The sequence below is a fragment of the Hongsoonwoonella zoysiae genome (genome assembly GCF_013266695.1).
In the GTDB taxonomy this organism is placed as follows: Bacteria; Pseudomonadota; Alphaproteobacteria; order Rhizobiales; family Stappiaceae; genus Hongsoonwoonella; species Hongsoonwoonella zoysiae.
The window spans coordinates 631,498-649,133 of record NZ_JABRXF010000002.1; the positions used below are offsets into that span (position 1 = coordinate 631,498).

15 protein-coding genes are annotated in these 17,636 nt (G+C 57.9%); 8 read left to right on the forward strand and 7 right to left on the reverse strand.

All coding sequences use genetic code 11. From position 1 onward, the window contains the following. Positions 1-70 precede the first annotated feature (70 nt). The gene (locus HPQ64_RS14105; protein WP_210260276.1) at positions 71-1,021 is read right to left on the reverse strand and encodes a DUF2182 domain-containing protein; all 951 of its coding nucleotides are present in this window, start codon (positions 1,019-1,021) and stop codon (positions 71-73) included. A gap of 221 nt (positions 1,022-1,242) precedes the next feature. Here HPQ64_RS14105 and HPQ64_RS14110 point away from each other — a divergent pair, with 221 nt between their 5' ends. Then, on the forward strand, positions 1,243-2,481 hold the full coding sequence (locus HPQ64_RS14110) for a UbiH/UbiF family hydroxylase (RefSeq protein ID WP_172889123.1): 1,239 nt from the start codon (positions 1,243-1,245) through the stop codon (positions 2,479-2,481). 3 nt (positions 2,482-2,484) lie between these two features. Here HPQ64_RS14110 and HPQ64_RS14115 read toward each other — a convergent pair whose 3' ends face one another. Beyond that, positions 2,485-3,564 carry a CaiB/BaiF CoA transferase family protein gene (locus tag HPQ64_RS14115; protein WP_172889125.1) on the reverse strand — a complete coding sequence of 360 codons (1,080 nt, stop codon included), beginning with the start codon at positions 3,562-3,564 and terminating at the stop codon, positions 2,485-2,487. Positions 3,565-3,623: 59 nt separating this feature from the next. After that, the gene (locus HPQ64_RS14120; protein ID WP_172889127.1) at positions 3,624-4,577 is read right to left on the reverse strand and encodes an AEC family transporter; all 954 of its coding nucleotides are present in this window, start codon (positions 4,575-4,577) and stop codon (positions 3,624-3,626) included. A gap of 175 nt (positions 4,578-4,752) precedes the next feature. Here HPQ64_RS14120 and HPQ64_RS14125 point away from each other — a divergent pair, with 175 nt between their 5' ends. The 3 genes from HPQ64_RS14125 to hspQ all read left to right on the forward strand — a co-directional run bounded on the left by HPQ64_RS14125 (position 4,753) and on the right by hspQ (position 7,301). Further along, on the forward strand, positions 4,753-5,631 hold the full coding sequence (locus HPQ64_RS14125; protein WP_210260277.1) for a lysophospholipid acyltransferase family protein: 879 nt from the start codon (positions 4,753-4,755) through the stop codon (positions 5,629-5,631). Between the two features lie 107 nt (positions 5,632-5,738). Continuing rightward, the gene (locus tag HPQ64_RS14130; RefSeq protein WP_172889128.1) at positions 5,739-6,779 is read left to right on the forward strand and encodes an HpcH/HpaI aldolase/citrate lyase family protein; all 1,041 of its coding nucleotides are present in this window, start codon (positions 5,739-5,741) and stop codon (positions 6,777-6,779) included. Positions 6,780-6,977: 198 nt separating this feature from the next. Then, entirely contained in the window at positions 6,978-7,301 is a 324-nt protein-coding gene (gene hspQ / locus HPQ64_RS14135; RefSeq protein ID WP_172889130.1) for a heat shock protein HspQ, read from the forward strand. Between the two features lie 78 nt (positions 7,302-7,379). Here hspQ and HPQ64_RS14140 read toward each other — a convergent pair whose 3' ends face one another. After that, positions 7,380-8,003 (reverse strand): invasion associated locus B family protein, encoded by a 624-nt coding sequence (locus HPQ64_RS14140; RefSeq protein WP_172889132.1) that lies wholly within the window; start codon positions 8,001-8,003, stop codon positions 7,380-7,382. A 439-nt stretch (positions 8,004-8,442) separates the two neighbouring features. Between HPQ64_RS14140 and HPQ64_RS14145 the strand changes: the two genes are divergently transcribed. The 4 genes from HPQ64_RS14145 (at position 8,443) to HPQ64_RS14160 (ending at position 13,877) form a co-directional block, all read left to right on the forward strand. After that, on the forward strand, positions 8,443-10,323 hold the full coding sequence (locus HPQ64_RS14145; RefSeq protein ID WP_172889134.1) for an extracellular solute-binding protein: 1,881 nt from the start codon (positions 8,443-8,445) through the stop codon (positions 10,321-10,323). A gap of 5 nt (positions 10,324-10,328) precedes the next feature. Beyond that, positions 10,329-11,954, forward strand: coding sequence for an AMP-binding protein (locus HPQ64_RS14150; RefSeq protein WP_172889136.1), 1,626 nt, complete (start codon positions 10,329-10,331; stop codon positions 11,952-11,954). A 5-nt stretch (positions 11,955-11,959) separates the two neighbouring features. Then, complete coding sequence (locus HPQ64_RS14155) at positions 11,960-13,150, forward strand: hypothetical protein (protein ID WP_172889138.1); 1,191 nt, start codon at positions 11,960-11,962, stop codon at positions 13,148-13,150. A 64-nt stretch (positions 13,151-13,214) separates the two neighbouring features. Next, positions 13,215-13,877: a DsbA family oxidoreductase gene (locus HPQ64_RS14160; RefSeq protein ID WP_172889140.1), complete on the forward strand. Its 663-nt coding sequence runs from the start codon at positions 13,215-13,217 to the stop codon at positions 13,875-13,877. A gap of 69 nt (positions 13,878-13,946) precedes the next feature. Here the strand turns inward: HPQ64_RS14160 and eno are convergent, their stop codons facing one another. From eno to kdsA, 3 genes are all read right to left on the reverse strand, one after another. After that, the gene (gene eno / locus HPQ64_RS14165) at positions 13,947-15,221 is read right to left on the reverse strand and encodes a phosphopyruvate hydratase (protein WP_172889142.1); all 1,275 of its coding nucleotides are present in this window, start codon (positions 15,219-15,221) and stop codon (positions 13,947-13,949) included. Between the two features lie 93 nt (positions 15,222-15,314). After that, complete coding sequence (locus HPQ64_RS14170; RefSeq protein ID WP_172889144.1) at positions 15,315-16,631, reverse strand: UDP-glucose dehydrogenase family protein; 1,317 nt, start codon at positions 16,629-16,631, stop codon at positions 15,315-15,317. 90 nt (positions 16,632-16,721) lie between these two features. Next, positions 16,722-17,570: a 3-deoxy-8-phosphooctulonate synthase gene (gene kdsA, locus HPQ64_RS14175; protein ID WP_172889146.1), complete on the reverse strand. Its 849-nt coding sequence runs from the start codon at positions 17,568-17,570 to the stop codon at positions 16,722-16,724. Between the last annotated feature and the right edge of the window lie 66 nt (positions 17,571-17,636).

Here is a 17,636-nt window from a genome sequence, read left to right on the forward strand (position 1 = left end):
AGTACGGAATTGCGAATCCGGTGATTTCCATGCGGATTTGAACGAAGATGGCGACAAACTTCCCGTCCAGTCAGCCTGCGAGCAATCCCTGCCCCGCCGGGCTTGCGGCAATAACAGCGCTGCCCCACGCCAGAAGCAGAAGGCCGATCAGACGCGAGGGCCAAGGGGAAGAAATGGATTTTTCAAGTGCCATGAATGCACCCAAAAGGGCGATCCAGAATATATTCATGACGCCAACAGCGAACATAACCGTCATAAGCGCCCAGCAACAGCCGAGACAAAGTAAACCTTGTTCATTTCCAAGGATATAGGCTCTCGAAACGCGGCTGGAAAAACGCATGGCGAAAAATTCGAGCGGTCGCCGACACCGCATCAGGCAGGCCTTTTTCGCAGGCGTGAACTGATAGACCCCGGCCGCAAGCATCGTCGTGCCGGCGAAAACCATCGTCGCCGGAGCCATCATTTCCGATAAAAGCCGTGCCTCGACAAGAAGCCATTGACCCACCGTTGCAACCAGCGCGTACACCATCCAAACGCTGAGATAACCGAACGAAACCGCGAAGATCGAAGACACTTTCGTCTCTGCATTGGCCGCGGCGGTTTCGGCATATGCGGATATCATGGGGGCGGCGCTTGGCAACATCATCGCCAGCGTCATCATCACCCACATCGCGAAAACAAGCCCGAAGTCCGTGGCCGTCCAGTGAGATGCCGCCGGCATGCCGAACGTCTCAAAACCCGCTGGCAGGCAAAGCACCGCAAGCGCGGCTCGCGCATCCGCCGACAGGCCATGGAACACGTTGAAACTGTTTAGTATCTGCATGCCGGGGCCGAGATCGGCCATGTCCATTACCGGCACCATCGCGGAAACCATGGCACCCAGGTACGCCCAGCCGATAAGTGCTGCCGAGCCGATCGACAGGAATACGAGCATCCGAATACGGCGATCTTGCACTTTCGCGCGCCCTTGTCTGGCTGGCGAAAGGATCTGCGCCATTTCCGGGGCACGGCTGCCGGTCATCGATACTCGCATGGAGGCTCGGTCAATCATCCGCATCTCGCCATATCCGGCGCAATTTCGTTAAGGACTGCGCAATCGCTTGAGCAGTCGTTAATATAGAGGTTTGGCGGCAAGGAGCATTCGTTAGATGCCTGATGCGACGAAACGCTCATTGGCGCGGCTTGCAATTTCAAAAAAAGAATTCAATTTCAAATGCACAGCGTCAAGAATGGAGCATCTCAATGGCCGCTAAAACCGCCGGAAAGTCTTCCGCAAAAGTGGATGTGGCGGTCGTAGGCGCCGGGCCATCGGGAATGGCCTGCGCAATCCTGTTTGCCCGCCAGGGGTTTTCCACCGCTCTCATCGCGCCGAGCGGCCAGTCGGAAGATGGCCGCACGACCGCGCTTCTCGATTCCTCCGTCGAAATGCTGAAAAACCTTGGCCTTTGGGACGCCATCCGCCCGCATGCTGCTCCCTTGAGCCATATGCGCATTATCGATGCGACTGAACGCCTGATCCGCGCACCGGAAATTGTTTTCGACGCGAGTGAGTTGAAGCTCGAGGCATTTGGCTACAACGTCGAAAACAAGGATCTCAACGCTATCCTTGCCAAGGCATGCTCAGGGGAAAAAAACCTGCAACGCTTCGACGCGCGGGCCGACGCCCTGACCATCGGGGCGCAGAGCGTAATTGTCTCACTCGATGACGGAAACACCGTTGAAGCGGCTTTGACGATCGGTGCGGATGGACGGCGCTCCAAGGTGCGCGATGCGGCCGGCATAGAGGTCTCGGAATGGCGATATCCTCAGAGCGCGCTTGTGCTTAATCTCGAGCACCACGTCCCCCACTACAATCACTCGACTGAATTCCATACCAGAAGTGGCCCCTTCACGCTGGTTCCCCTGCCCGGTCGCAGGTCCTCCCTCGTTTGCGTGGTAGAGCCCGACACCGCGGAAACCCTCAAGCATTTATCCGATGCCGAACTCGCGTTGGAAATTGAACGTCGCGCCCATTCCGTTTATGGCGCCATGAAGGTCTCAAGCCGCAGGCAGTGCTATCCGCTCGGAGGCCTTAGCGCCAAAACCGTAGCGCGCAATCGCTGCGCGCTCGTTGGCGAGGCTGCTCATGTCTTTCCTCCCATTGGCGCACAAGGCCTTAATCTGGGATTGCGGGATGTCGCCGCCCTTGGCGAAATCGTGGCGAATGCTCGCCAGCAAGGCATCGACATAGGCTCGGGTGAAGTGCTGTTGCGTTACGAGCGCGCGCGCCGTCCCGACATCCTGTCGCGAACAACAGGCGTCGATCTTTTGAACCGTTCCCTGCTGACCGACCTGTTGCCGGTACAGCTAGCCCGAAGTGTCGGCCTTTATCTTGCCGGCAAGGTCGGCCCCTTGCGGCGGCTTCTCATGCGCGAGGGTATCGCACCGATGTTTTCGCGGCCCCGACTGATGAAAGGCTTCTCGCAGCCGCGCGCGTCGTAATGCTTACGAGCTTCCGCTGCCAGAACGCTCACGAAATCGCGGATCGATGGGGACGACGGCGGCAGCGACGGCTTTGGTCAATCCGGCGATCTCGTGGTCGAACAATCCACGCTCGAGAAAGTGGGGATCGTTCATCGCCTCGGCCAGCGTTTTCACTGGCGTCGCGCAACAATCCGCCTTGGCCAGAATAGGCTCCCATTCAGCCCGAGTGCGACGGGAGACAAGAGCGCGGACCGCAGCTTCGGTTGCAGCAGGGTCCACAGTATCGCTTCTCAGATCTTCCGGAAGCCCGATTGCATCGCAAAACGCGATCCAGAATTTCTGCTCGAGCGCGCCAACGGCGATCGCCTCCCCATCACTCGTGAAATAAAGCTGATAACGCGGCGACCCGCCGGTCAAAAGTGCCTGGCCGTTTGGCGGCACCTTTCCCTTAGCCGCCAATTCCGCATGCGCGAAGAGCGCGAAAGTGAACATGGCATCCGCCATCGCAATATCTATTCGCGCGCCCTCTCCCGTTCGTTCCCGTTGAAGCAGGGCAAGCAGAATATTCATGACAGCTGGAAAACTGCCGCCGCCGATGTCGGCGATTTGCGTCGGCGGCAGCACCGGGCAGTCCGAACTTCCATAAGAAAGCGCCAGAAGCCCCGTGAGCGCCAGGTAGTTTATATCGTGTCCCGCCTCGCCGGCGCGAATTCCCGTTTGACCGTATCCCGTAATCGAACAGTAGATCAGGCCTGGATTGATTGCCTTCAGCTCCTCGAAACCGAGCCCCAACCGCTCCATCACGCCGGGGCGAAACTGTTCAACCAGTATGTCCGCTTCTTTCACCAGCGGAATCAGCACCTCGCGCGCAACAGGATCCTTCAGATCGACTTCCTGACATGCCTTGCCACGGTTCAGAAGAGCAAACGCGGCCGATGTCTGGCCGATGAACGGCGGATAGCGCCTCAGGTCTTCGCCACCCGGACGCTCGATCTTCGTCACTTCCGCGCCGGCTTCCGCGAGGATGAGAGTTGCCAGCGGCCCGGGCAAAAGGGTCGTGAAATCGAGAACCTTTATTCCCGCTAACGGTCTGGCCGTCATCAGGCACCTCTCTGTTACCCGGCGCGATTGCGAAAAACGCCGGTTGTCAAACCGCCCTTTTACCGCATCGGCAGAATATCGTTGGTGATCGCATACATGAAGGCGGTAACAGTTGCTGTTGAGACTATCGTTCCGATGAGAATAGCGCTCGAGGCGCGTTGAACGTAGACGCCGTATTGCTGCGCTATGACAAAAACATTCGCTGCCGGGGGCAGGCAGGCCATAAGCACGGCAGTCGCGACCCAGGCAGGATCGAACCCGCCAATCCACAGCAGGAGCGTAAGTATGATGATCGGATGCACGATCAGCTTGACAAAGAGAACAACGGGAAGCTCAAGCGGTATGCGCCCCATAGGCTGAAGCGTCACTGTCACACCCATGGCGAAAAGGGCACAAGGTGCTGCAGCGTTGCTGAGAAAGGTCAGCAAGGTATCCAGTGCTTGCGGCGGTTGGTATTCCACCGCGGCGGCAAGAACGCCGGCGATCGTGGCAATGATGAACGGATGCGTGAAAATCCGCTGCAGCACGGTAAGCGCGGTCTTGAGTGGGGGCTCGTCTTCAGTCCCGCCTATCGCCATCATGAGAGGGGCGAGAGTGAACAGTAAGATGTTGTCGAAACAGAAGATCAGCGCGGTTGGCACGGCCGCTGATTGTCCGAGTACAGCAAGCGTCAGCCCCGGTCCCATATAGCCGATATTGGAATATGAACCGACCAGCGCCTGGATTGTCGCCTCAGGGATGTTACCGCGGGATGCTAGGATGCCCACGAGAAAGGCAATCGCGAACGCACAATAGGTGGCGAATGTCGTCGCCGAAACATAGGCGATGTTCGTCAATTCCTCTATCGGCGTTTGAGCGAGAAGCCGGAAGAAAAGGGCCGGCAAGGCGATATAGATGACGAAAAATCGCATCCATTCGAGTCCGGCCGCCGGAATCTTCCGTATTTTCCCGGCCGCCACGCCAAGGAAGATCAGCCCGAAAAACGGCAGAGCCAGGGAAATGACCTTTTCCATGAAGTCCTTCCGGTAAGTGCCTTCGGTTTATCTGGCACCGGGCGGTTGCCAAACCTGCAACACTTGAGTAATCACCGCAGGCCTAACGGGTTAGCCGTTGGCGGTCAACGCCGCACGAACGCGGCTTCGGCGGATTTGCGCCGTTATTTCAGCTTGCAAGGGACGGTACAAGGGCTTGAAGTGGCGCAAAGGTCCATTGACGATCATTCGCTACCGGATCGAATGGCTCGGTCTAAAAATCTTGCTCACGCTCGTCCGGCTGATGCCGATCGACGCGGCTTCGGCGATCATGGGCTGGTTCTGGCGCCATCTCGCGCCGTTCAACCGGCGGCACAAGCGGGCGCTCGCAAATCTTCAGGCTGCGTATCCGGAAAAGACCTTGGCTGAATGCCAGGCGATTGCGCGTGATATGTGGGAGAATCTTGGCCGGGTCACAGCGGAGACGATCCTGCTCGACCGCGTGACCTCCGACCGCGCCCGTTTCACATTCGATCTCGAGAAAGCCCGTCGGCAGATCGATGGTGTGGGGTGTGTTGTGGTTTCCATGCACAGCGGCAACTGGGAAGTAACGGCGCTTGGCGGCATCGTTGCCGGACACCAGCCAGCCGGCGTTTATCAGGCCACCAAGAACCCATACTCGGATCGTGAAATCTTTCGGCTACGACAAAGCCTATATCCGGGCGGGCTCTTTGCGAAGAGCCATGACACCGCAAGGCGTATCCTCTCGATCGTCCGCAGCCGGGGCATGTTTTCCTTTCTGGCGGACCTGAGGGATATTCGCGGACCGAAAGTGCCCTTTTTCGGTCGCCCGGCATATGCGACCACCTTTCCGGCAACAATCGCGCGGGGGAACAGGCTTCCCCTGATAATTACCAGGGTCGTGCGGGAAAGGGGTGTCAAGTTCCGCATCGAAGCAAAGCCGCTCGATTACCCCATCACCGGCGACCGCAGGGCGGATGTCGAAGAGGCAACCCGTATGATCCACCGCCAATTCGAAGAGTGGATCCGCGAATATCCGAGCCAATGGATGTGGATCCATCGAAAATGGGGGTGAGCAGGACGCCTGCTTCCTTCTTATTCTCTGTTTGGCTTATAGGTGCACTGCAGCATAGCCTGATATAGGTATCGGCAGTAATACACCGCAGAAGGAAGGTCGCCCCCATGAAGACGCCGCGTGCCTACTACCAGCCGCTTGCCATTGGAGCCCCTGCCCCTTACCGCGAAGTGCCGACCCGGCTGGAGCGCATGATCCATTTCGTGCCCCCGCACATCGAGAAAATGCGCAAGAAGGTTCCGGAATTGATCAGGGACGTGGATGTCGTGCTCGGAAATCTGGAGGACGCAATACCCGCGGACCAGAAACTGGCCGCCCGGCAAGGCTTCATACGGATGGCCCGGGACAATGAATTCGGCTCCACCGGCCTTTGGACCCGGATCAATTGCCTGAACAGCCCTTGGGTATTGGACGATCTTTTGGAGATTGTTCCAGCCGTCGGCGAAAAGCTGGACGTGATCATGCTGCCCAAGGTCGAAGGACCGTGGGATATCCATTATCTGGACCAGCTTCTGGCGCAATTGGAAGCGCGCGCGGGGATAGGCCGGCCGATCCTGATTCATGCGATCCTGGAAACGGCGGAGGGGGTGAAGAACGTCGATTCCATTGCAACCGCGAGCCCGCGCATGCACGGTATGAGCCTTGGCCCGGCCGACCTCGCAGCCTCGCGCGGAATGAAAACGACGCGCGTCGGCGGTGGTCATCCCGATTATGCGGTTCTTTCCGACGCAGGAACCGCGACCGGAAGAACCGCCCATCTACAAGACCTCTGGCACTACACCGTCGCAAAAATGGTGGATGCCTGCATGTCGGCCGGTATCAGGGCTTTTTACGGACCTTTCGGCGATTTCTCCGATAGCGAAGCCTGCGAATTCCAGTTTCGAAATGCTTTTCTCATGGGATGCGTCGGCGCATGGTCGCTCCACCCGAGCCAGATCGAAATCGCCAAACGCGTCTTCAGTCCAGACCCCGCCGAAGTCGCATTTGCCTGTAAAATCGTCGATGCAATGCCCGACGGCACCGGTGCGGTAATGATCGACGGGAAAATGCAGGATGACGCTACCTGGAAGCAGGCTAAAGTCATTCTCGATCTCGCCGAGCGTGTGGCTGCCAAGGATCCGGAATTCGCTGAAATATACGGGCTCTAGGCCGGAACCATCATCCGGGTGCAAGGCGCCCCTGCGATCATCGTTAACTTGACATGAAAGGATCGCCGTGACTTTTAAGGCGCCCAAATGCGGGCGGCGTCTTAAATGATATTGTCGTCATGAAATTGGCGGATCAGCGGCCAACACGGCATAATCCGACCGGGGTGCCAAATAAAATCAAGCGGAGTAAAACGAAAAGTGCGTACGGCGAAGTTCAGCATCGGACAGGTGGTCCGCCACCGGATTTACCCCTTTCGAGGGGTGATCTTCGATGTGGATCCGACCTTCAGCAACACGGAGGAATGGTGGCAGGCCATTCCGGAAGACGTGCGTCCGCGCCGCGACCAGCCTTTCTATCATTTGCTTGCCGAGAACGCAGAGACTGAATACGTCGCATACGTTTCAGAGCAAAATCTCATTCCCGACGACACGGGCGAGCCAGTTCGCCATCCTCAAGTTCATGATATATTCGATGAACAACCCGATGGAAGCTATCGACCGCGGGATGTCGACCTCCACTGAGCGTTAATCGAATCATTTAAAAATAACGCCGCGGAATCCTTCATTCCGCGGCGAATTTCTTTGGATTTTTTCCGACAATTAGTTGCCGGTGACTTCTTTCTGCTTATCGATCAGCTTTTGACGCGCTTCTTCCGCACGCTTTTGCAATTCTGACTGAAGCTTCTGCTCACGCTGCTGCAAGGCGGCGGGATCAATCGGCTCGCCTTCATAAACCTTGGTGAAGCCGATCAGCGACAGTTCGAAAGGCACGGGCTTAGCCTGCTGATTCAGGGTCGTAAGCTTCAGCGCCCCGCCCTTCTTCATCGAATTGATGAAGTTGTCGTCGACAACCAGCTCCGAATAGCAGGCATTCGGGAAGCAAATGCCGTATTTCGCTTCGGTCTGCTTGCCACTGTCGACCTGGACCCTCAGGCCCGGTTGAATGAGCATCCCTGGCGGAACTGCGATAAGCAATGTCTTTCGCGCTTCGCCCGAAATTTGCCGGACGGCGACGGACGCTAGGAACTGTCCCGTATCGGTGCGCAATTCCTGAGTGATCAGGCAAACTTCCTTATTCGCCTTCGGATCGGTATTGCATACCTTGATCCAGGGAGAATCCTCACCAGGCGTAACCTCCTGAGCCGCGGCACCGGCGACCATGCTGAGGCCGGCCATCGATGCAAAAGCCCATATCGCCAGTCCGCGCTTGAATTTCCTCGCCATACGAAGTCGTCCTCAATTCCTGTTTGCCATCTGGTCTACGTGCCGAATGGCTCCTTGGCTCGCAGCGGCAATCATCGCCAGTCCGCCGCCCTTGGCCGCGCCCCCGTTTGATTTCGGATTGCGGCAAGACATTGACCTAGTCGGTTCAAAGCTTTCATTTGGCGGCATCTTTACAAGGACCGCGCAAAAAATTCCAGCGGGCATTCCCCCCCGCCCGATCAACGATCTTTCAACGAGGCGATTGAGCAACGCTCCCCGACGCGGCAATTTCGCAGGCCAACAGGATAGAACGTTGATAGTTCATGCTGGATCTGAAACGGAATTACCGGTTTTCCAGTGCCGAATCCGCAGCCACCCCCTTTACCCGAATCACCTTCCCCGCCAATTCTAAACTGGTGTGTTAACCTTAACAGAATGATTCTCCCGTAAGGCTGCCCGGATGGTCAGGTTGATCGCCCTTCCCCAAAGACCGCCTTTGAAGACGCTGTCTCTGGCGTTTGCGCTTGCGCTATCGGCCGTTGCGTTTGTTGCCTCCCCGGCTCTGTCGCAAGACGTTCCCGCTGCGCATGGGATCGCAATGCACGGGAAGCCGGCGTTGCCTGCGGATTTCGCCTCGTTTCCGTATGCGGATCCCAATGCGCCGAAGGGTGGCCGCGTAACCTACGGCGTGCAGGGCTCGTTTGACAGTCTCAATCAGTTCGTCGTTCAGGGGGGCACCTCATCGGCTCGTGGAATCCGGGATTCGCGATTCGGTGCGCTCGTGATCGAAAGCCTCCTGGCAAGGAATCACGATGAACCATTTTCGCTCTACGGGCTCCTTGCCGAAAGCGTTCGCTTGCCCGAGACACGAGAATGGATCGAATTCACGCTTAATCCGAATGCGAAATTTTCCGACGGAAAGCCCGTCACAGTTGAGGATGTCGTATTTTCCTTCAAGGTCTTGCGGGAGAAAGGGCGGCCGCATTTTCGTGCCAGGTACGAGCGCATTAAATCGATCGAGAAAACCGGCCCTCTCTCGGTTCGATTTACCTTCGAAAACGGAAATGACCGTGAACTGCCTTTGCTGCTCGGGCTTTCACCGATTTTCGCAAGCCATACGATCGATCCGGACACTTTCGACAAGAGCACGCTGGTACCGCCTATCGGTTCCGGACCATATGTAATCGAATCCGTGGAGCCGGGAACGCAAATCACCTATCGACGCAATCAGAACTATTGGGGCAAGGATGTGCCCGCCCAGCAGGGGCTCTACAATTTCGATGCGGTGAAAGTCGAATATTACCGGGATGAAAATGCGCTCCAGCAGGCGTTCCAGAAGGGTTTGGTTACCGTGCTCCCGATCAGCGATCCCGCGAGATGGAAAACCGGGTTCGATTTTCCGGCAGCCCAACGCGGTGATGTCGTGCGCGACGTTTTCGAACTGGAAACACCGGCCGGGATGTATGGCTTCGTATTCAACACCCGCCGGAGGCTTTTCGCTGACAAGCAGGTGCGCAAAGCCCTTGCGATGCTTTTCGATTTCGAATGGGTGAACCGAAATCTCTATTACGGGCTGTATCGGAGAACGGCGGGTTATTTCGACAATTCGATCTTGTCCTCGATCGGCCAGCCGGCGAGCGAAATCGAACGCTCTTTTCTAAAACCCTTTCAAGGCCAGATAGAACAGGAGGTCATGGAAGGCGAGTGGCGTCCGACGGAAGCCGACGGCTCCGGCCGCGACCGGACGGTTTTGCGAGAAGCTGTCGGACTACTTCAAAAAGCAGGTTATAACATCCGCAAGGGCGTGATGCAGGACCGCGATGCAAAGCCGCTGGAATTCGAAATCCTGGTTGCCTCGAAAGATCAGGAGCGTCTTGCACTCGCTTATCAACGCCTGCTCAAGCTCCTTGGCATCAATACGATTATTCGAACCGTGGATGCCGCTCAATACCAGCAGCGCCGGCAGGTTTTTGACTACGACATGGTGCTTAATTTCTGGCCGTCTTCACTTTCTCCAGGCAATGAGCAGAATTATCGCTGGAGCAGCGAGGCGGCGAATACGGACGGGTCCTTCAATTTCGCCGGGGTGGAAAGCGACGCGGTCGACGCAATGATCGATGCCCTGCTTGCCGCGCGCACTCAGGAAGAATTCGTAGCGGCCGTTCGCGCTTTCGATCGCACACTTATCTCCGGTCACTATGTGGTGCCCCTTTTCCATGTTTCAGAAGAATGGATCGCCCGCTGGAATACGGTAGAACATCCAGACCGGGCATCTGTCGCAGGCGCCCGGCTGGAAGCCTGGTGGTCTTCCACGGCTGTCGAAGCAAACGCGGGAAACTGAAGACGATGATCCTGACGTCGGAAGAGATCCTGAACGCGAATGCAAAGAGTGGCATCTGGGGCAGAAATACGCTGGATGCGCTTTTTCGGAGAGCCGCATCGAAAAATCCGGACCGGATCGCGATTTGCGATGCTCCCGACCGTTCAGATTGGACGGGAGGCGCACCGAGGCAGTTGACCTATGGCGAAGCCGACGAAGAAATTTCGCGTTTGGCGGGATTTTTCGCAGCAGTCGGCCTTTCGGTAGACAACGTCCTGGGCCTTCACGCACCAAACACGGTCGACAGCGTCATCACCTTCCTTGCCGCGTTGCGGGCGGGCCTGGTTGTCGCACCGCTGCCGCTGCATTGGCGGCGTCGTGACGTCGTGAAAGCGTTGACGCGGGCGGGCGCCAAGGCACTTGTCGCCGGAGATCGCGTTGAAAACCAGAATGTTGCTGATGAGGCGCGGGAAACGGCAGCGGAGCTTTTCAGTCTAAGGTTCGTATTCGGAATAGGAAACGAAGTTCCCGACGGCCTGGTCGACATTGCCTCCGTTCTCTCGGAGATGAACCGAGAGGAATTACCGACACCGACCTTAGGCAGGGATAAAAACGCTGCCGACCATGTGGCGACGCTGACATGGTCGAGATCGACAAGTGGTGAGCCTCTGCCTGTCGCCCGCAGCCATAACCATTGGATTGCCGCAGGCTTCATGCCTTTTCTGGAAACCGGGCTTGCCGATGGAGCGAAAATTCTCTCCCCCTATCCTCTCACGGGGATGGTTGGAATAGGAGCCGGCCTAGTTCCATGGCTCATGACGGGCGGATCGCTTCATCTTCACCATCCAACCGCACTTCGCACCCTTGCCAATCACGCAGACGGGATCGAAGCGGACTACGTATTGTGCCCTGGCGCGCTTGTCGCCTCTTTGGAGCGAAAGCTTCAGACAGCCGAAGGAAAAATTGTTTCGGTATGGAGCGGAAATGCACCGCACCCTGCGCCCTTCACCACCAACCGGGCGCTATACGACCTTCACGTCGCCGATGAATTTGCGATGATCGTTCTTGGCCGCGGCGCTAGCGTGCTTCCGCGCGCAATCCAATTCGGCCCTTTGGGCGCACCTTCAAGTGCCAAGAACCCGCCAATTCTCGTTGAAGTCGGCATCGATGACGAAACGGCACCAAATACGTTAAGGGTGCGCGGTCCGATGGTGGCCGGCTCCGCGTGGCCGGCAAGCAAGGTACATATCCCTTGCGACAAATCCGGTTACGTCGATACTCTCGTTCCCGTACGGCGAACCGAAAGCGGCATAACCGGCCTCGGTATCCCGGGTAAGGCGGCGCCCGGCATAGGACCTCTCCAGCTTCTGGACTCGCTCTACTCGTCATTTCCGGGTTTGACGGATGCCGCCGCCTTCCTTGTCGAGGATGTGACACTCGGCGCCCGTCTCTATGCCGCGCTTGTTCCGGAGCGCGGCACCCTGCTCGATACGGAAGGCTTTTTCGCTTACCTTGATGCTGAAGGCGTCGGTCTTGCGGAGGTTCCCAATAGGGTACTCTCCCTTCCGGCCATACCGCGAACTGACGGAGGAAAAGTGGACAGGGAAGCTCTAGCTGCTCGCATTCACAAACTCAGGGCCGCGGTCGCGTGACATAGATGCAGCTTTGCGATTTCCGTTACTGCGTTATTTGCGCGGACCATGGCCTGCTGCCCAAGCTCTATGGCGCCTTTCGAGAAGAGGTCTTGCCGGCCTTTGTCGATGACGCCGAAGGGCTTCAGGGGCTTCTTGCGTCTTCGCGCCTCCCGGATGCAGCGCTTGTGGTGGTTAGCGGCTCGCCTACGGAAGGCGACTTGATCGACCGCCTCCATGCGGAACTCAGGAGCTTGTCGGTCGAAATTCCACTGATTGTAATGCTTACCAAGTCGGGCACACTGCCTCCCCTGCTTCGGCCTGCCGCCGTTTTGGGGCGCGGTTTTCCCCTGCCCAACCTTCAGACCAGGCTTGCCGATGTCGCTAGGCTGACCAGGCGCATTGAAGAAGCACGACTGAGACGCAAAGTTTTCGGTCCCCTCGGGAATATGTATGAAAGGCGCCCGAGGCTCCTTGCCGACGCCGGTTTCCTGATCGTCGGCACCGGCCGCAGGTTCGCTTCGATCCAGGCCGCAAACCGGGACCGTATAAAGCTTGTCGGTGCATTTACGTCGGACATGGCTGACTATTACCTATCGGAAGCTCCTTTCCTGGCCGTGATGATCGATTCTGACGTGGAAACCGCTCAAGAACAGATACTCAGGCTGCGGGCCGATCCTCGCCATGTCACATTACCGATCATAGCCGCGGCATCGAATACGATTGATGCTACGGATTTGTATCTGGCAGGCGCCACTGACGTGATCGTCGAACCGCGTAGCGATGGCGAGCTTGCCGCTCGCCTTGCCTTTGCAGCCAGAACGGGCGTTCGCCGGCGGCTCGCTAACCACTGGTTTTCGACATTTCGTGATCGTTTCTTGATCGACGAGCAGTGGCTTCCTATCGACCCTTTAACTTTCGAGGACTATTTGAGTCGTTCGGAGGAGATTGCGCGCAAGCGTGGAATTGAGCTCCAGGTGATCTGGCTAGAGGAGCTTGCGCGAGGTCTTCTCCGGGAAACCGGGCAGGTTGCTCTAGGTGCCGAAAGGTCGCTCGCCAACAGACTGGCGTCGGCAGCTACATTGGTCTCACGCGATGAAGACCTTGTGGTGCAGGTAACTGGGCGCGGACCGGTCGCGGTTGTCCATGGAGCGGCAGCGGCGGAACGGGTCGGCGAGCGGGTTAAAGCTTTCGCCCGTACGACACGGTTCGGCTGACGGTATCGATTTTATCAGGTAATAAACGCCTCGACGCGCGACGCTCGTGGCGGGAAGGCATAAAATGAACGAAGAGCAAACGATCGTCATCGACGTGGTTTCCGATGTGATGTGTCCGTGGTGTTTCATCGGCAAGAAACGCCTGGAAAGTGCGCTCAAGCAAATTCCCGAGATCCCGGTGGCCGTCCGGTGGCGCCCTTTCCAGCTTGATGCCACACTCCCACGTGAAGGCAAGGACCGACAGGCCTATCTGAGCGACAAGTTCGGAGGGCCGGAACGCGCGGCGGAAATTTACGACAGGATCAAGTCGGCAGGGGCGAGCGACGGGATCGACTTTCAGTTCGACAAGATCACCAAATCACCGAATACGCTCGATTCCCACAGGCTCATACTTTGGGCGCGCGCGGAAGGACTGGAAGACAAGGCGGTTCAACGCCTCTTCGAGATGTATTTCCTCGAAGGCGTGGATTTGTCCGATAGAGCCAATCTCATCGCCGTCGCCCGGGAAATCGGGATGGACGCGAAGCGTGTTTCCGAACGGCTTGCCACGGACGAAGATCTTGACCGTGTCAAGTCCGAGATCGAAAGCGCGCATCAGATGGGGGTCAACGGCGTCCCTTGCGTGATCATCGACCAGCGCTTTGCGCTGATGGGCGCCGAAACTCCGGAAACCATCATCGCGGCCATCAAGCACGCGAAGGAAACCAAACCGGGCGCCGCCGCCTGAGTGGCTGGCAACGGAACGAAAAAAAGGCGGCTGCTGGGCCGCCTTTATTCAATCTGGTATCACAAAATCCTACCCGCGCAGGATCGAGCGTCCCGCATAGCGCGCCTGCGGCCCGAGTTCTTCCTCGATGCGGATGAGCTGATTGTATTTCGCAAGCCTGTCGGAGCGGGCAAGCGAGCCGGTCTTGATCTGGCCGCAGTTCGTCGCAACCGCGAGATCCGCGATTGTTGCATCCTCCGTCTCTCCGGAGCGGTGGGACATGACGGCGGTGTAGCCGGCCTTATGAGCGGTTTCCACCGCGTCCAGCGTTTCGGTGAGCGAGCCTATCTGATTGACCTTGACGAGGATGGAGTTGGCAACACCCTTGTCGATGCCTTCACGCAAGCGCGCCGAGTTGGTGACAAACAGGTCATCGCCCACAAGCTGGCATTTGTCGCCAGCCAGATCGGTAACCGCCTTCCAGCCATCCCAGTCGTCCTCGGCCATGCCGTCCTCGATGGAGATGATCGGATAGCGGGACACGAGGTCGGCGAGATATTTGGCCATCTCTTCCGATCCAAGCTGCCTGCCCTCACCTTCGAGGTGATACTTGCCGTCCTTGAAGAACTCGGTGGATGCGGCATCGAGAGCAAGGAACATGTCCTCGCCCGGCTTGTAGCCGGCTTTTTCAATCGCCTTCATCACGAAACCGATAGCGGCATCGGTCGATTCGATGTTGGGGGCAAAACCCCCTTCGTCGCCAACGTTGGTGTTGTGGCCGGCATCCTTGAGCGCCTTCTTGAGGGTATGGAAAACCTCCGCTCCCATGCGCACCGCCTCTTTAAGGGTAGGCGCACCGACCGGCATAATCATGAATTCCTGAAAATCAATCGGGTTGTCCGCATGCGCCCCGCCGTTGATGATGTTCATCATCGGCACCGGCAATACACGGGCGTTCACGCCGCCGACGTATCGGTAGAGCGGGAGGCCGGATGCCTGCGCGGCGGCTTTCGCGGTGGCAAGCGAAACGCCCAGAATTGCATTCGCGCCAAGGCGGGATTTGTTTTCCGTTCCGTCAAGGGCAGACATTGCCTCGTCGATCTGGATCTGGTCTTCGGCATCAAGACCGCCGATCGCGTCGAAAATCTCCCCGTTCACGGCCTGCACCGCCTGCTCGACGCCTTTGCCGAGGTAACGGGTACCGCCGTCGCGAAGTTCGACGGCCTCATGCGCGCCGGTTGACGCACCGGACGGCACGGCCGCCCGTCCCTGGGACCCGTCTTCGAGAAGAACTTCGACCTCGACAGTAGGATTGCCTCGACTATCCAGAATTTCACGGCCGATGATGTCGACGATTGCCGTCATTTGGTCTCCCTTTCCGGACACATGCTCGCGCAGGTGTCACTGATCGTTTTTTACTGAAAACATTCGCGCCAAGTCTGCGGACGCGGTTGAAAATCAAAAGGATCTGCCCGCACGTCCTATACCGGTATAGATCAAACCCACAGCGCCGATGTCTTCCGGTTGCCAGATATTCCTCATATCGATTACGGCCTTGCCCCGCATCCGGCCCGCCAGTGTTTTCGGTGATAGTCCCCGATAAACGTTCCACTCGGTCAAAACAGCAAGGGCGTCTGCCCCCTCCGCGACATCATATGGCGCATCACACCATTGCACTCCCGGAAGAAGGGAGGCGGCCTGTTCGCGGGCCTCCGGGTCATGCGCCCGAACCTGGACGCCTGCGGCCTGCAAGGCGGGAACGATAACAAGCGACGGGGCATCCCGAACGTCATCAGTATTCGGTTTGAACGCGATACCCAGAATTCCTACGGTCTTGCCGGCGGGATTGGGGCCAAGAGCGTGAAGGATACGCTGCGCCATGGCCTGCTTTCGTTCTTCGTTCACCGACATTGTCGTTTCGATCAGGCGAAGGGGCGCTTCATACTTGCGCGCCGTTGCGGCAAGCGCGGACGTGTCCTTCGGAAAGCAGGAGCCGCCATATCCCGGTCCGGCATGGAGGAACTTCGACCCAATCCGCTTGTCGAGCCCGATGGCGCTTGCGACCTTCTGAACATCGCCGCCGACCTTCTCGCAAAGATCGGCAATCTCATTGATGAAGGTGATCTTCATCGCCAGAAAGGCGTTAGAGGCGTATTTTATCAGTTCCGCGTTCTCCAGCGTCGTCGTGACGATTGGGGTTTCACGAAGGTAAAGCGGCCGATAGAGCTGACGAAGCACATCCTTGCCTCGTTCATCCGTCACGCCGGCCACCACGCGGTCAGGACGCATGAAGTCCTCTATCGCCGATCCTTCGCGCAAGAATTCAGGGTTCGATGCGATCGAGAAATCCATCCCGGGACGTTCTTCGGCGATAATCCCGGCAACTTTTCGGCAGGTACCTACGACGACGGTAGACTTGATCACCACCGTGGTGCCGGGTTTCATGCACTTCGCGATCCGGCGCGCCGCTTCAAACACGTATGTTAGATCCGCTTCCCCGTCGCCTCGGCGAGAGGGCGTTCCAACAGCTATGAAAATCACATCCGACTGCGATACGGCGCCCTCGAAATCGGTCGTGAAGGAAAGGCGCCCTTCCCCGTAGTTTCGCTCGATCAAAGTGTCGAGACCGGGTTCGAATATCGGCACCTCCAGATTGTTAAGGCGCTCGATCTTGCCCTCGTCGATGTCGACACAGGTTACGTCGAAGCCGAATTCCGAAAAACAGACCCCAGAAACGAGGCCGACATAGCCTGTGCCGATCATCGTAATTCGCATGACGGTATTTCCATCCCTGGTTGGAACATCGTTACGAAGCCTGATCCGCTGCTGCAGCGAAGTTGGCCCTGCACACGGCGTATTGCAGGTCTATGTCGGCTGGCCTTTGACGACGGCGTCGATCGCCTTCAGTTCGCTCAAAAGTGCGCCTAGTTGATCTATCGGCACCATATTCGGGCCGTCGGAAGGCGCATTGTCCGGATCGTCGTGCGTTTCAATGAAGAGCCCCGCCACACCGACCGCGACGGCAGCGCGCGCAAGAACCGGCACGAATTCCCTGTCGCCCCCTGTCGAACCTCCCTGCCCGCCAGGCTGCTGAACGGAATGGGTGGCATCGAACACGACCGGAGCTCCTGTTCGAGCCATGATCGGCAGCGAGCGCATATCGGATACGAGAGTGTTGTAGCCGAAGGAAGCGCCGCGTTCGGTCAGCAGGACATTCGGATTCCCGCTATCGACGACCTTGGCAAGTACGTTCTTCATGTCCCAGGGCGCCAGGAACTGGCCTTTCTTGACGTTGATCACACGTCCCGTTTGCGCCGCCGCGACCAAAAGATCCGTCTGCCGGCAGAGAAAAGCGGGGATTTGCAAAACATCGACCGCCTCCGCGACCTTTGCGCATTGTTCGGGAAGGTGGACATCGGTCAGGACCGGCATCCCATAACGTTCGCGCACTTCCGCGAAGACCGGCAGCGCCGCATCGACGCCAAGCCCGCGGCCACTTCCGAGGCTCGTCCGGTTCGCCTTGTCGAAGGAAGACTTGAACACGACCGGAATGCCGAGATTGCCGCAAATCTCCTTCACCGCGGTCGCCATCTCAAGCGCATGCTCGCGGCTCTCCATTGCGCAAGGACCCGCGATCAACGAAAAAGGCAGATCGTTATCAAACGGGACGCCACCGACTTCGACACGCCTGTTGCAGCTTTGCGGTTCGTTCATCGTGCGCTCCCGAGAGGATGGAATATCTGTCTGCGTGCATACAGCCAGCGGCATCTCGCTGCAACT